The sequence below is a fragment of the Pseudomonas sp. ASL9 genome (genome assembly GCF_056680335.1).
Window position 1 is genome coordinate 5,020,640 of the sequence record NZ_CM155277.1, and the last position, 13,530, is coordinate 5,034,169.

Below are 13,530 nucleotides of genomic sequence, written 5' to 3' on the forward strand. Positions count from 1 at the left end.
TACTCATCCAGCCGGCGCGCTCAGTGTGTTATGGCACGCTTGGGTCGTTCTCCCAGAAACCAAAGGCATTGCCCAGCGGGTCGCGCAACTCGGCAAAAAATCCCACGCCTGGTACCGGCGTTTTACCCATCACTACAGGAGCGCCCAGTGATTGCGCGCGCTGCAGATACTCGTCGATGCCCACCACCGTGTAGTACTGCATGGGGCCGCTGGGCGTACCCGGGCCGGACATGATCGCCAGGTAGGCGGTCTGCGGAGTCTGCCCGTCGGCCCCGGTGATCTCCCAAAAGGTGTTGGGTGGCTGGTAGCGAAAGTGCCAGTCGGGGAACAACGCGGCATAAAAATTCTTGCCCGTTTGCTCCGCGTTGTCGGGAATGATGCAGTGAAAGTTCAGCGATCCGGTCATGGCACAAACTCCTTTTTTAAGCCGTTTTTGGCACTTTTCCCGCCAGACGCGCCAACGCAGTGTCGCTGCCCATCGCTTTCAAAACCAAGGCCACAAGGGTGAGCGTGGGGTTGGCGGCGGGCAGAGTGGGCATGACGCTGTTGCTGACAACGTAGAGGTTGTCCACGCCGAAGACCTGCAACTCGGTGTTGACCACGCCTTCTTTGTCGTTGCTGGCCATGCGCGTGGTGCAGGCCACATGATCGCCGCGCTGGGGATAGGTGTCCGAGCGGATGTCGCTGCAGCCCATGGTGCCCAGTACGTTTTCGAGAATGTTCCTGTATTCCTGGGCGGCCACGGGATCGTATAGGGGGGCAGGGGTGTCGATGAGGGTGCGCGGCAGTCCGAAGCGCGTATAGCCGGTGGTGGGCGTGACGCGGTTCTGGTACTGCGGTAATGCCGAAAGGTTGCCGTAGAGCTGAAAGGCTGCGGGCGCGGTGCAGGCCGCCTGAATCTGGCTCACGCTCTGACCTTGGGCCATCAGCAGGCCCAGATCAATATTGGGTGTTTCGTAATTCATCGAGATGAAAAACTTGCCCTTTTTCTGGTAGGCCGGTGTGTCGTAGGCACGTGAACACAGGCTGGGAAAGCCCAGCTCCTCCTCAAAGGACTGCGGATTGGACTGGTTGCCAGAGGCGTAGAAAAACTGCGTGGCGCTGACGAAGCGACCCACCAGATCGTTGTCATTGCCAATGCCATGAGGCCAGAAACTGGAGGTGGAGGTCAGCAGCAGCTTCGGAATCTCGAAAGCGCCGTTGCACAGGATGACCGCCTCGGCGTCCAGCTCCACGATGTCGCCGGTGGCCAGGTCGGTATAGGTTACGCCCGCCACCTGCTGCTTGTTGATCATGCGGATGGCGGTGACCGCAGCGCCCAGGCGCACGCTCACATTCGGGTTGCCGGCGAGCAGGGCCAATGGCTGATCGCCCGTAAAGCGGCCGGCCACCGGACAGTAGTCGCATGTGCCAGTGGTACGGCAGGGGCCAGCGTTGCCATTGGCCTTCCCGTAGCGCGCCACGGGCAGGTGACCGTAGCCGATCTGCAGTTGCTCGAAGGCCTTGATGAAGGGGCCCGCCGAGATGGGATAGGGCGCGGCCCCATAGGCATAGGGCTGGCTGCGCGGCGGGCAATTGTCGCCGGAGTCGCCGCTGGCGCCCAGGTACTGCTCGGCCTGGTTGTAGAACGGTTCCAGCGCGTCGTAGCCAAAGGGCCAGTCGATGCCCTGGCCGGTGTTTGTGTAAAGCGCGAAGTCCTCGGGCATGAAGCGAGGCACCCAACCGCCCCAGTGCAGCATGGTTCCGCCTGCCCCGAAGATCCGTCCGCCCATGATGTCCCAGGGATTGGCGCCAGTAGCATCAAAATCGCCGGGCTCGTCGTAGAACGCCGCATAGGGCGTGTTGTCGGTACCCCCTCCGCGCGCCAGATGGTGGAACCACCAGCCCGGGTCCGCCATGGGAATGTTCGGTCCGGTTTCCAGGACGGTCACACCGTCAAGGCTCGAGCACAGGCTGGCCATGAGGCTGCCTGCGACGCCGGAGCCGACGATCACAATGTTGGCTGATTCTTTACGTACCTTAGACATGATTGCCTCCCAGGGTCTGAACTTGGACGCTGACGGGGAGGGCGCGATAGGGCGGCGGCTGCTGCAGGAAGGAACCACCGCCCATCCAGCCGTTGTAGTTCTCGTAGCCGAAGGCCTTGAAGCCTCCAAAAGCGATGTTCCAACGCATGAACTCCAGCAGTACGAAGTTCGCTACGTTGGATGGATTGGTGGGGTGATAGCGGTTTTCAGCGAGGAGCGCCGCCATGGCTGGCGGCGGTGAACCGTATTGTTCGAGCAGTTGCTGGTACTCGGCCACGGCTTGCTGGTAATAGCCTTGATAGGCCGGGTCGCGTTGCATCTGCCATTGCAGCACCTGCTGGAATTGCGTCTGAGGCATGGCGCAATCAGCGGAGGTGCCCCAGTTCTGGCCGATATAACCGAACACGGCCCAGAGTACGTCGATCTGGTCATCGTTCATGCGGATTTTCCTTTATCCATTTGTTTGGAATCGTGGTTATAGAACCGATGAAATGAAGAGTTGAGTGTCCGTTTCGAAAACAGCCACCACCCTCTCACCGGCGCTTCGCTATGTCTGAACGACGTTGATTCGTCTGCTTAGAACGATCCTCTGTTTTTTGCCTGACCCATGCGTGCTCCTCCCTGTTGATGCATTCTCGCGAACACAATCACTGATATCACTATGCCAGTGCAAGCTCGAAAGCGCGGCGGATAATGTCCGTGTCAACAGTTAGGTACGGCTTACTGTGATCGAGGCGTTGATTTGTATATTTCGTACTGTTTTGTGCTCCCTGAAAAATCTGAACTGGACCCAGCGCTTCAGCCCGTTCGACTGTAATATTTGTGCCCTTAGCTGTTGATTCGATAAAGCCCTGAGGTAGTGTCCGATGTCGGCAAAAAAAATACTGTCATTGCTGGTGTTGTGTTGCAGTTTTGCTTCCCTGTCTGCTCGTGCTGTCGATGTAGGTGAGCATGCTCCGGCGTTGACGGCGAAGACGCTCAATGGCGATACGTTCGATTTGCAGGCTGAAGCCCATCAGGTTGTTATCGTGAATTTTTGGGCGTCTTGGTGCGAGCCGTGTCGCGAAGAAATGCCGGCGCTGGAAACTTACTACCAGCAGCATAAAGGTGAAGGGCTGAAGGTTATTGCGATCAGCATGGATGAGCCTGAGGATGACGCGATGGTGCATAAAGTCATGGCCCACTACAGCTATCCTGCGGCGTTTCAGCGTGATGCAAACTTCAAGGGGTTTGGCCGCATCTGGCGTATGCCGATGACGTACGTCATCGACCGGCAAGGGGTGGTGCGCAAGGATGGCAGTGTGGGCGAACCGAAGATCGATCTGACCTTGCTGGATACGCTCGTTACGCCGTTATTGAAAGCGCATTAAGCTGCTGGGCGAAAGTCGGCGGCGAGCCACCGACTGCCTGGGGCCTAGAACGAATAGCGAGCGCCCATCGTTGCCGTGTAGCGAGGTGCAAGCTGCACACCGTTGACGTTTTGGTACACCGGCAACTGCACAAAGCTGTACAGCGAGATTTTCTGGCTGATCGGGACCGTCACGCCAGGGCTGAGATACGCCAGCGTTCCGCCGGTGCTGATGGTGTCAGCCTGGGCGCCTTCGTCACGCTCAACGTGCCGCACGTTTAGCTGGAGTTGCGGCATGACGTAGGCGTTGCCCATATAACGCAGGCCCACATTCAAATTGATGCCATCGCCGGGGCGATATTGGTCGCTTGAGTCCATGGCCCTCTGCACCATCCCTTGGGCGAAATAGTCCCAGTTCTTGTTCAGCGCATCCATGTAATAGACGCCCAGAATGGCATCGGTGGTGCCGGATCCGGGTTGCAGGCCACGATCGATCGCCACGGGGCCGGGGGCGGTAGGGTCGCTGGACTGGGCGGTATCGTCATGGGCACCGGTGGGCAGTTTTACGCCAAACAACACACCGAAATTATGCTGCGGCGTGAACCCCTGGTAACGGCCGATGATTTTGACATCGCCCAAGCTTGAAGTCCTGGAGCCATATTGGCCGCCGCCATCGCCCGTCGTTACGCCGTCCGACGCCGTTCCCAGCGTGCTATGGCTGCGAAAGATGTAAGGCACCTGCAGGTCTACTCCCCAACTTGGGTTGAAGCTGTAGTCCAGGCCGAGCGTCAGGTAATCGTTGCGTGTGTATTTTTCAACTTCCTGCGCATCGCCCTTGTTGGAGATCTGGCTGGCAGCGGTTGGAGAAATGGTGCTGGTGCCGCTACGGAGCTGGTCTTGATTCAGGTAGTCGTAGCGGATATCCAGCTTCAGCCCGGATGAGCTGCTGATGCCTAGGTTGTCCCAGTCGGAGCTGAGCGTGCAGCCGCAGCTGGCGCAGGCCAAGGCGACGTGCGGAAATAACGCCGCGATAGACAGCGCGGCGAGCGGCACTACATTAATCCGGGTGCGGCGGCGTGATGGCATGACCATGGTGTGGGCATTCCTTGGTTAAATTGCAACGCATAAAGGTGACCATCCCGAGAAGGCTGGGATGATGGGTCATCGCAATAAAATCAAGAAAAGACAGGAGGGCCGCGTGGCTCGGCGATCAGCCAGACTGCACTGGCGTAGGGTTTATAGACCGTTCGAGCAAGCGCTATGTCTGCGCGGCCGGACAGCTGCCACTGGATGATGCTGGGTGGTAAGCCGACGTCTACCGCGTGAACGACGCACAGCAGGCAATGGCATTCGTGATACTGATCCGGCGCGGTGGGGTTGTCGGTGCCGGGGGGCTGGGCGTGGCCGGTCATGCCGCTCATACCGGCCATGTTGCAGTGTTCGCCCATCTCCATCGACTGCCCGTGAGCAGCCGGAAGCATCAGCATCACGCTTGGCAGTAATACTGCAAACATGGCCAGGTAAATGGCGAACTGGCGCAATGAGCGGGGCAGGTGAGACATGGGTACGAAGAGTACGTCGCGTATTGGCTTTTCGCCGACATGGCCAAAGCGTCCGGATGGTAGCGCTTCAACAGGAAGACGGCAATTTTGATCTCGTATGGCCATCCCTTTAGTCGTCTTGACGGGCCGGTCGCAAAGAGAGGATCCCCGTTCAGGCACATCGACCTGCCTTGTCCCCTCCCTTTACGCTTCGTCAATGCAGGCGAAGATACGTCGAATGAACCCTTGATCTACTCAACCGTAGTGCGATAGCCGTGGCTCCGTACGTGAGTCAGGTACACTGCATGTGCTTTTAAAATATGTTGTTACGAAGGGGGAAGCCGGTTGAATCCCGGCACGGTCGCGCCACTGTATCTGGCTTATAAGCGCACAGCTTATAGCCCAGGAGTCAGACCTCCCTTTGCAACGGTTTCCGATCCCGCCTGGACGCGCATTCCTAAAGGTTATGCTTGATGATTCTTCAACTCTCCCAGATTTTCAGCGACTCAAACACCCATGTGCGCGCCAGGCTTTTTGGCATTTATGGGTTGTTAATCGGTATTAACGTGCTTGCCTGGGTTTGGGCGTTGGTGGCCTTCCATGACTATCCCTTACTGCTAGGGACCGCTTTATTGGCATACGGCTTTGGTCTGCGGCATGCAGTCGATGCCGATCACATTGCCGCCATCGATAACGTCACACGCAAACTGATGCAGGAGAAAAAGCGTCCGGTGTCCGTTGGCTTCTTCTTTTCTCTTGGGCATTCGACTGTCGTGGTACTTGCCTCGATGGGTGTCGCGCTGGCCACCTCGGCAATGAAAGGTAGTTTTGACCACTACAAAGAAATCGGCGGGGTCATCAGTACGTCGGTCTCGGCGTTGTTTTTGTTTGTCATTGCATTGATGAACCTGATTATTCTGAGGTCAATCTACAAGGCGTGGCGTCACGTCAGAGCCGGTGGGGTCTATGTCGAAGACGACTTCGATATGCTGTTGGCTGATCGAGGTTTTCTTGCCAGATTTTTCCGGCCTTTGTTCCGCTTGATCACCCGTAGTTGGCACATGTTCCCCATGGGATTTTTGTTTGGTATGGGGTTCGATACTGCAACCGAAATTGCCTTGCTCGGTCTCTCTGCAAGCCAGGCATCACAGGGGTTGTCTCCTTGGGCAATCATGGTGTTCCCGGTGCTGTTCAGTGCTGGTATGTCACTGGTTGATACGCTTGATGGTCATCTGATGCTTGGCGCCTACGGTTGGGCGTATATGAAGCCTATTCGCAAGATTTACTACAACATGACGATTACGCTTGTATCGGTCGTGGTGGCGGTCGTCATTGGCAGTATTGAAGCGCTGGGGCTGATCTCGGGCAAGCTGGACTTGCAGGGTCCGGTGTGGAGCGTGGTTGGCAAGCTCAACGATAATTTCGGCACGCTCGGCTACATCATTATCGGGATCTTCTTATCGAGTTGGGTCATCTCAGTGATGGTCTACCGCCTAAAGAACTTCGATGCCCTGGACGTGAAGCGCTAGAGGCTCATCGCGCGCCTTGATAGACAGTCAGGCCTGACGGTATGTCTCGCGCAGTGCAGCGCTGGGCCTGACGTTCACGTTTTGAGGTGCTGGCAGGGCAACATGCCTAAGGTTTGCGATTAAACAGCTTACGCACGAACCCTGCTGCCACGAGCACGCCAACGACGATGAATTTTTTAGCCGCAAGCAACACCAGTCCCAGTTTGGCGAACAGTCCGGCCTTGCCGGCGATCCCGCCGGCAACCAGGGCTGCAAGTCCGTATTTGGCCAGTTTGTCGGTGCCGGGGTCGTAATCGGCGTAGCGGTTGCCGTCGGTGAAGTTGGTGAAGGCCAGTATGTTGGGTAGTTCTTTCTGGATGGTCGGCAGATCAGTCATCGATGCCACGGCATTGAGTTCCAGCACGCCCGACCGCCCGAGCACGCGGATGCTGTAGTTGAGGGTGTTGTCCGGCGCGTTGTCGACTTTCAGTTCCCGTGCCCAGAACATTTTGTGGCTCTGTTCGTCGTAGCGCGGTGGCTCGGCCCAGCCCAGTAGTTCCAAGCCGGCATAGCCTTGTTTGATCCGTTCTTTATTGTTTTCCACGTCTTCGTCCTGCATTTGCTTCAGCAGTTCGGTGTAGTCGATTTTGGCCGCGTCATCGTCCGAGATATGCCCGTCGTCCTTGTAGCCCACCAGCACGCCCCAGCCTGCGCGCGACATCGGGCTGGTTGCCTGCGGAATGATCATGCCCAGCGTCTTGTTGCCGGGCGGGTTGCCCCAGCCGTCAACGATCAACCGCTCGGTGTCGTCCGGCGTCAGGTAGTAGAAGTCGTCGTTGAGATTGAGGGTGGCAATGCCACCGGGCAGGTCGATGGTGCCGTGTTGTGGCTTCAGCGAAGCCAGAAACTGTTCGGCAGTCTGTTTGGGTTTTTCGGCATCGCTGGCCGTGCCGGCAATGGCATAAGTGTTCGCGGCACACAGCGTGAATGCCGCCAGCAAGCAGCGCAGACGTTTCATCGTAATCTCTTACATGTCGAATTAATTTGGCTGGCAGCTTATCCGAAGCGGCCATGGGATCACTAGAGGCGGATGGCCAAACCAGAAAGTTCAGGCGGGTGGGTGATGCGGGATCAAGACAACACCTGTTCTTAGTTCATTCTCGGCTATCGACGTCGCTGCATAGTCTTAACTGTTACAGCCATCCGCCCGCCGCCACGCTGTACGCTGCCTAGACTCTAGTTGGGATTACAAGCAACTGCCTTGCCGCTCCGTGCAGGGCATGGAGGTGCATCATGCGTTTGGCAAGAACAGTACAACGTAGCCTGGAACAGGCACATTGCGACTACGACATCGTGGCTCATCCGCATTCGGCAACGAGTATGGAGTCCGCTCGGGTGGCCAGCGTTCCGGCAGAACGGCTGGCTAAATCGGTGATTATCGATGACCGGCACGGGCATTACATGATGGCCGTGCTACCCGCCGATAGGCATTTGGATTTGAGCAAAATACAAGCCAGTGGGGATTGGCAACTCACTCGCGAAAGTGGCTTGCCGCACTTGTTCGGCGACTGTGAGCGTGGCGCGATTCCGGCACTGGGCGAGGCGTATGGCATCAAGATGCTGATCGATCCGATGTTGACCCGCCAGGAGGATATCTACCTGGAAGCCGGTAATCACCACTATCTGGTGCACATGCGCATGGACCAATACCTGAAACTGGTGCCGCATGCCGAGGTGCGCGAGGTCAGCCAGTGACACCTATCAATCCCAGCACCAGGTTGTGGCCGCAGCGCCCAACCTGGGCCCAGGAGTGACCCATGGAATCACCTGTGCATAGCCTGCCGTCTCTGTTTCAACAGCTGGGGCTTGCGGCCGACCCGGTCGGCATTGATGTATTCCTTGCCACCCATTCACCGCTCAAGGCCAACCTTGCGTTAGCGGACGCTTTTTTCTGGACGCCCGCACAGGCTGCATTTCTACGCGAGGAAATCCTTGAAGACGCCGACTGGGCCGAGGTTGTCGATCAGCTTAACCTGATGCTGCGAAAGATAGGCTGAACACCACCGTTCATTCTACGGAGGCGTTGCTATGCCTCGAAAAACTGCAACGCCTGGGTCAAGTCCCCCATGGGCTCCTGCCCCCTTGTGAGCATTTCCTCATCTCGCTCCTTCAGCCCATCCAGCTTCTCCAGCCCGTGTACCCGAGTAATTAACCGCAGGATTGAAGCGGTGTCATAGACGGTATGGTCAACAACCCCTCTGCGGGCAAAAGGCGAGACAACCAGCGCAGGAATGCGTGTGCCAGGGCCCCAGCGGTCGCCTTTTGGCGGGGCGACGTGGTCCCACCAGCCGCCGTTTTCATCGACGGCGATGACGATGACCATGTTTTCCCATTGCGGGCTATTGCGCAGGACTTTAATGGCGCGAGTGATGTGCCGGTCTCCTGAGGCGACGTCGGCGTAACCGGCGTGCATGTTGAGGTTGCCTTGGGGTTTATAGAAGGTGACGGCAGGCAGCTTGCCGGCTTCGGCATCGGCGAAGAATTTATTGGTTCTGGACTCATCACCCAAACCTCCATCACGCAAGCGTTTGCTGCGTTCTGCGGGGTTACCGGGGCCGAGGTTTTTGAAGTAGTTCAACGGCTGGTGGTGGTACTGAAAGTTCGGGATTTTCGGAATGCCGGCAGAGTCTTTGAACTGGTCGATGGTGGCCTGCCACCCGCCGGCGTACCACGCCCAGTCGATGTTCTTCTTCGACAGTTTGTCGCCGATGTGGTCGTGGGTCTGCGGCACCAACACGTTGGCCAGACCCGGTTTTGAGTAATCCGGGCGATCGGGGTCGCGCAGCCAGGTCGGCCAGTACGGCGGGGCCAGGGTGTTGACGGCGTAACCGTCGGGCGTCAATGCGCTGGGGCCGAATTGCGGCGGGCCGGTCATGGCGCTGGCGGGGGATTTTTCCAGCGGCTTGAGCCGCGTCTCGTGCGGATTGTCGCTCTGCAGCGTGGCGATTTGTTGTTTGGCCGGTGAGTTCGCGGCGTCCGGGTAAAACGGCACAGTGGCGGACACCAGGTACTGGTGATTGAGAAACGAGCCACCGAAAGCGCCCTGAAAGAAGTTGTCGCACAGCACAAACTCCGCAGCCACGTCCCACAGCCGCAGGGAGTACTGGGTTTGCGCGTAATGGCCCATGGTCAGGGCACCCGAATCGGCCCAGGCGACGAAGCTGTCGTTTTTGCCGCCGTTGATTTGCATCTGGTTCTGATAAAACACGTGCCACAGGTCGCGGGTGACCACGCTCAGCGGCAAGTCTTCGCCATTGGGGCCTTCGAGGGCAAAGGGCGCGTTGATCAGGTGCTCTTGAAACTGGGTTTCGGCGGGGTAGGTCACGCCGTCTACGGTTTGCGGGCCTATCTGCAAGACACCGCCCCACACCGGGGGCAGGGTTTCCAACAGACTGCCGTCACGGTCGCGTTGCTGATAGTCGCTTGATTGAAGTGCCGCCAGCGGTTTTTCAACACCGGGGAAGTTACCGAAAAGGTTGTTGAAACTGCGGTTTTCGGCGTAGATCACCACCACCGTTTTAACCTTGTCGCGCAGCGCCTGATCCAGTGCGGCACCGGTTAAAGGCTTATTGCCGGGCGGCAATTCGTTACCCGACACATAAGCGCTGAGGGTTGCGCCGACGCCAAGCGCCGCGACACCACCAAGGAAGCGCCGTCTACCGGCATCGGAAGGGTTGTCGTCAGAAGGCAGCTGTAACGCGTCGTCGTCTTTATCGCTCATGGCGGTTATCTGCTCACATTGTTGTAGTGGGTAACAAATGATCTCGGAGGAGGGTAATCAGCTAATGTGGCACTCATGCTACAGCGTGGGCGTGACGCGTTTAGTGATGAACGCAGCGGCGGATTGGGCTGCCCCTCCGGCTACTAGCCGCCTGCGGGTGAATGCTGTTCGGGGGTTAACGGTGCCTGTGCGCCATAGCGCTGAATGATTTGATCAATCTCCCCTGACATTTTCATGCGCAGCAACGTGCGCAGAATTTTCTGCACCGGCACGTTCGGGTCGTTGCGCACGAGGCAGCCTACCGCTTGTTCTTCGATGATGGAAACACTGCGCAATTGTTTATCCGGCGGCAGGTGACGGTTGTGCCATCTGAGCGACCATTCATTGGCCACGGCATAGCGATAGCGGCCAGCCGCCAGTTTTTGTAGAACCTGCTCTTGGCTGCGGGTGTCTTCGCGCTGCAATTGATGGTTGTCGAACAGGTGTTGCAGGAGCGGATAGGTATAGCCCAGGACGGTGCCGATGCTTTCTTTATTGAGCTGGTCGGTGCGGATCGGGGTCGCATTGTCGGCGGTGCTGATCAATAAATTGCGTTCGATCATCAGCGGCAGGCTCCAGGTGTAGTCACCGGATAAGTTGGGTATCCAGGATTGCGCTGCGTAACAACGCACATCGACTTCGCCGCGGTCCAGGGCGCTTTGCACGCGCATGCGGGCCAGCACATGGTATTCAGCGGGGAGGCCGACCTGGCGGGCCAGACTTTGCATGATGTCGAACAGAAAACCGGCATCGGGCTGGTCGTCGTCGATCTGCACCATTGGCATCGACCAGCTGTCGGCAATCGAAAAGCGCAAGGGTGCCTCAGCGGCGTAGCTGGAGCATGAATAGGAGCAGATCAATAGCAACAAAGCGCTCAGTAACAGCCGCATTCGATTCCTTTGCGTGAGCAATACGATGTAAATCTGGATAGGTCGGTGCCGAAGTTTCCTCCATTTGAGCAGCGTAGTCACATTAGACAATGACATCGGATGCAATTTTGCCCTTGCTCCGCTAGCATTAGCGGTCTTCCGCTTCCCAGTTGCGACGGTTTTCGATGAGTTATCAGGTTCTTGCACGTAAATGGCGTCCGCGCTCGTTCCGCGAAATGGTCGGCCAGACCCATGTGCTCAAGGCCCTGATCAACGCGCTGGACAGCCAGCGGCTGCATCATGCCTATTTATTTACAGGCACCCGTGGCGTGGGTAAAACCACGATTGCGCGGATTATCGCCAAATGCCTGAATTGTGAAACAGGCATCACGTCGACGCCTTGCGGGACCTGTTCGGTCTGCCGGGAGATCGATGAGGGGCGTTTCGTCGACCTGATCGAGATCGATGCCGCGAGCCGGACCAAGGTCGAAGACACCCGTGAGCTGCTCGATAACGTGCAGTACGCACCGAGTCGTGGGCGCTTCAAAGTCTACCTGATCGACGAAGTGCACATGCTGTCCACTCACTCGTTCAACGCCCTGTTGAAGACCCTGGAAGAGCCGCCGCCCTACGTCAAGTTCATCCTGGCGACCACCGATCCGCAGAAGTTGCCAGCGACCATCTTGTCGCGTTGCTTGCAGTTCTCCCTGAAAAACATGACGCCGGAACGTGTGGTCGAGCATTTGACTCACGTGCTCACGGTCGAAAATGTACCGTTCGAAGACGACGCGCTGTGGCTGTTGGGCCGCGCTGCCGATGGTTCGATGCGCGATGCCATGAGCCTGACCGATCAGGCGATTGCGTTCGGCGAAGGCAAGGTCATGGCGGCGGATGTTCGCGCCATGCTGGGCACCCTGGATCACGGTCAGGTGTACGACGTGCTGCATGCGCTGCTGGATGGCGATGCGCGCGGGTTGCTTGAAGCCGTGCGTCATCTGGCCGAGCAAGGGCCGGACTGGAGCGGCGTGCTTTCGGAAATTCTCAACGTTTTACACCGCGTGGCCATTGCTCAGGCGCTGCCCGAAGGCGTCGATAACGGTCATGGCGACCGGGATCGGGTGCTGGCACTGGCTCAGGCGTTACCCGCCGAAGACGTGCAGTTTTATTACCAGATGGGCCTGATCGGTCGCCGTGATTTACCGCTGGCGCCAGACCCTCGGGGTGGTTTCGAGATGGTTCTGCTGCGGATGCTGGCTTTTCGCCCCGCTGACAGCATTGATGCGCCGAGGCAGCCGCTAAAGCCAGTGGGGATCAACCAGGCCACAGTTGATTCCAGGCAAGCAGTGGTCGGCGCAACGTCTGTTGCGCCGGTCGTGGCAGCCGCTCCGGTGGCGGCTGTAGTGCCTGCGCCTGTCGAGCCCGTGGTTGAGCGTCAGGCGCCTGTTGCGCCGCAGATCGTGCCTGAACCTGCTCCTGCAGAAGAGGTCGATCTGCCCTGGAATGAGCCCAAGGCCGTGCAGCCGGTCATTGAACCTGAACGGGTACCAGAAGCAGACGCCGAACCGACGTCTGAGTCGGAGTCTGAGCCCGTTGCTGAAACCGTCCCCGAGCCGATGCTCGACACTGTCGCCGAGCAGCCGGACCTGACACCCATGCCGATACCGGCGCCCGCAAGCCCGGTTCCCGACGCACCTGACGTGGTTGAGCCCGAGGACGTGCAGGCCGCCGCCAAGGTGGTGGCACCGGCCATGCTTGAGCCGATTCCAGAGTCAGTGGCGTTCGTTCCTGCGCCCATGGAGCGTGAAGACGAGCCGCCGGACGATGACGAGTTTTTCGATGTGGAGGTGGACCTTGATCCCGCGTCGTATAGCTACCTGGATGAACTGGCCCACGACAGTGTGACCGAGGTCGTGGCGCCTGAACCGTTGCCGGCCTTGACGCCTGCGACAGGGTTGGCGCTGGACTGGCTGAATCTGTTTCCGAAACTGCCCGTGTCGGGCATGACGGGTAGCATCGCAGCCAACTGCACCTTGATGGCCGTGGAGGGCGATAACTGGTTGTTGCACCTGGACCCGGCCCACAGCGCGCTGTTCAATGCCACGCAATTACGCCGACTCAACGACGCCCTGAATCAATACCACGGGCGAACGTTGAACCTGAGCATCGAGTTGATCAAGCCCGAGCAGGAAACACCTGCCCAGGCGGGTTCGCGCCGCCGTGCCGAGCGCCAGAGCGAAGCAGAAGCATCGATCCATGCCGATCCGTTCATCCAACAAATGCTGCAACAGTTTGGCGCGGTGATCCGAGAGGATACGATTGAACCTGTTGATGCTCCGGTGGCTCAGATTCTTTAACTGATGTGCGGGGTGCCTGTGGCGCTACGCAATAATGATCAATCAAAACTTGAGGTGAATTCC

13 protein-coding genes are annotated in these 13,530 nt (G+C 58.2%); 5 read left to right on the forward strand and 8 right to left on the reverse strand.

From position 1 onward, the window contains the following. Positions 1-28: 28 nt before the first annotated feature. From AC1ME2_RS23070 to AC1ME2_RS23080, 3 genes are read right to left on the reverse strand one after another with little or no spacing between them, the layout of a single operon-like run. Positions 29-406: a VOC family protein gene (locus AC1ME2_RS23070; RefSeq protein ID WP_480437066.1), complete on the reverse strand. Its 378-nt coding sequence runs from the start codon at positions 404-406 to the stop codon at positions 29-31. Between the two features lie 16 nt (positions 407-422). Then, positions 423-2,027: a GMC oxidoreductase gene (locus tag AC1ME2_RS23075; RefSeq protein WP_480437068.1), complete on the reverse strand. Its 1,605-nt coding sequence runs from the start codon at positions 2,025-2,027 to the stop codon at positions 423-425. Continuing rightward, entirely contained in the window at positions 2,020-2,466 is a 447-nt protein-coding gene (locus AC1ME2_RS23080) for a hypothetical protein (protein ID WP_480437071.1), read from the reverse strand. Before AC1ME2_RS23080 ends, AC1ME2_RS23075 begins: the two co-directional genes overlap by 8 nt. Positions 2,467-2,893: 427 nt before the next feature. Here AC1ME2_RS23080 and AC1ME2_RS23085 point away from each other — a divergent pair, with 427 nt between their 5' ends. After that, entirely contained in the window at positions 2,894-3,397 is a 504-nt protein-coding gene (locus AC1ME2_RS23085) for a TlpA disulfide reductase family protein (protein WP_480437072.1), read from the forward strand. A 44-nt stretch (positions 3,398-3,441) separates the two neighbouring features. On the opposite strand, the gene AC1ME2_RS23090 is transcribed toward AC1ME2_RS23085, so the two are convergent. Both AC1ME2_RS23090 and AC1ME2_RS23095 read right to left on the reverse strand, forming a co-directional pair. Beyond that, entirely contained in the window at positions 3,442-4,467 is a 1,026-nt protein-coding gene (locus tag AC1ME2_RS23090) for a TonB-dependent receptor (protein ID WP_480437073.1), read from the reverse strand. Positions 4,468-4,550: 83 nt separating this feature from the next. Beyond that, positions 4,551-4,937, reverse strand: a complete 387-nt coding sequence (locus AC1ME2_RS23095) for a DUF2946 domain-containing protein (RefSeq protein WP_480437075.1) — start codon at positions 4,935-4,937, stop codon at positions 4,551-4,553. Between the two features lie 452 nt (positions 4,938-5,389). On the opposite strand from AC1ME2_RS23095, the gene AC1ME2_RS23100 reads away from it, so the two are divergent. After that, complete coding sequence (locus tag AC1ME2_RS23100; RefSeq protein ID WP_480437076.1) at positions 5,390-6,445, forward strand: HoxN/HupN/NixA family nickel/cobalt transporter; 1,056 nt, start codon at positions 5,390-5,392, stop codon at positions 6,443-6,445. Positions 6,446-6,551: 106 nt separating this feature from the next. Here the strand turns inward: AC1ME2_RS23100 and AC1ME2_RS23105 are convergent, their stop codons facing one another. Next, positions 6,552-7,442: a DUF2167 domain-containing protein gene (locus tag AC1ME2_RS23105; protein WP_480437077.1), complete on the reverse strand. Its 891-nt coding sequence runs from the start codon at positions 7,440-7,442 to the stop codon at positions 6,552-6,554. Positions 7,443-7,717: 275 nt separating this feature from the next. On the opposite strand from AC1ME2_RS23105, the gene AC1ME2_RS23110 reads away from it, so the two are divergent. Both AC1ME2_RS23110 and AC1ME2_RS23115 read left to right on the forward strand, forming a co-directional pair. Next, positions 7,718-8,179 (forward strand): aminoacyl-tRNA deacylase, encoded by a 462-nt coding sequence (locus AC1ME2_RS23110; protein ID WP_480437078.1) that lies wholly within the window; start codon positions 7,718-7,720, stop codon positions 8,177-8,179. A gap of 62 nt (positions 8,180-8,241) precedes the next feature. Then, on the forward strand, positions 8,242-8,481 hold the full coding sequence (locus tag AC1ME2_RS23115; protein WP_480437079.1) for a DUF2789 domain-containing protein: 240 nt from the start codon (positions 8,242-8,244) through the stop codon (positions 8,479-8,481). A gap of 29 nt (positions 8,482-8,510) precedes the next feature. On the opposite strand, the gene AC1ME2_RS23120 is transcribed toward AC1ME2_RS23115, so the two are convergent. Both AC1ME2_RS23120 and AC1ME2_RS23125 read right to left on the reverse strand, forming a co-directional pair. Beyond that, positions 8,511-10,205 (reverse strand): acid phosphatase, encoded by a 1,695-nt coding sequence (locus AC1ME2_RS23120; RefSeq protein WP_480437080.1) that lies wholly within the window; start codon positions 10,203-10,205, stop codon positions 8,511-8,513. A 143-nt stretch (positions 10,206-10,348) separates the two neighbouring features. Beyond that, on the reverse strand, positions 10,349-11,134 hold the full coding sequence (locus AC1ME2_RS23125) for a substrate-binding periplasmic protein (RefSeq protein ID WP_480437082.1): 786 nt from the start codon (positions 11,132-11,134) through the stop codon (positions 10,349-10,351). Positions 11,135-11,298: 164 nt separating this feature from the next. On the opposite strand from AC1ME2_RS23125, the gene dnaX reads away from it, so the two are divergent. Beyond that, on the forward strand, positions 11,299-13,467 hold the full coding sequence (dnaX, locus tag AC1ME2_RS23130) for a DNA polymerase III subunit gamma/tau (protein ID WP_480437085.1): 2,169 nt from the start codon (positions 11,299-11,301) through the stop codon (positions 13,465-13,467). Positions 13,468-13,530 lie beyond the last annotated feature (63 nt).

Excerpts from the sequence above, each read along its gene's own strand:
- AC1ME2_RS23125 (WP_480437082.1), bottom strand. The coding sequence starts at position 11,134 with ATGCGGCTGTTACTGAGCGCTTTGTTGCTATTGATCTGCTCCTATTCA.
- AC1ME2_RS23095 (WP_480437075.1), bottom strand. The coding sequence starts at position 4,937 with ATGTCTCACCTGCCCCGCTCATTGCGCCAGTTCGCCATTTACCTGGCC.
- AC1ME2_RS23075 (WP_480437068.1), bottom strand. The coding sequence starts at position 2,027 with ATGTCTAAGGTACGTAAAGAATCAGCCAACATTGTGATCGTCGGCTCC.
- AC1ME2_RS23090 (WP_480437073.1), bottom strand. The coding sequence starts at position 4,467 with ATGGTCATGCCATCACGCCGCCGCACCCGGATTAATGTAGTGCCGCTC.
- dnaX (WP_480437085.1), top strand. The coding sequence starts at position 11,299 with ATGAGTTATCAGGTTCTTGCACGTAAATGGCGTCCGCGCTCGTTCCGC.
- AC1ME2_RS23085 (WP_480437072.1), top strand. The coding sequence starts at position 2,894 with ATGTCGGCAAAAAAAATACTGTCATTGCTGGTGTTGTGTTGCAGTTTT.
- AC1ME2_RS23110 (WP_480437078.1), top strand. The coding sequence starts at position 7,718 with ATGCGTTTGGCAAGAACAGTACAACGTAGCCTGGAACAGGCACATTGC.
- AC1ME2_RS23105 (WP_480437077.1), bottom strand. The coding sequence starts at position 7,442 with ATGAAACGTCTGCGCTGCTTGCTGGCGGCATTCACGCTGTGTGCCGCG.
- AC1ME2_RS23100 (WP_480437076.1), top strand. The coding sequence starts at position 5,390 with ATGATTCTTCAACTCTCCCAGATTTTCAGCGACTCAAACACCCATGTG.
- AC1ME2_RS23070 (WP_480437066.1), bottom strand. The coding sequence starts at position 406 with ATGACCGGATCGCTGAACTTTCACTGCATCATTCCCGACAACGCGGAG.
- AC1ME2_RS23120 (WP_480437080.1), bottom strand. The coding sequence starts at position 10,205 with ATGAGCGATAAAGACGACGACGCGTTACAGCTGCCTTCTGACGACAAC.
- AC1ME2_RS23080 (WP_480437071.1), bottom strand. The coding sequence starts at position 2,466 with ATGAACGATGACCAGATCGACGTACTCTGGGCCGTGTTCGGTTATATC.
- AC1ME2_RS23115 (WP_480437079.1), top strand. The coding sequence starts at position 8,242 with ATGGAATCACCTGTGCATAGCCTGCCGTCTCTGTTTCAACAGCTGGGG.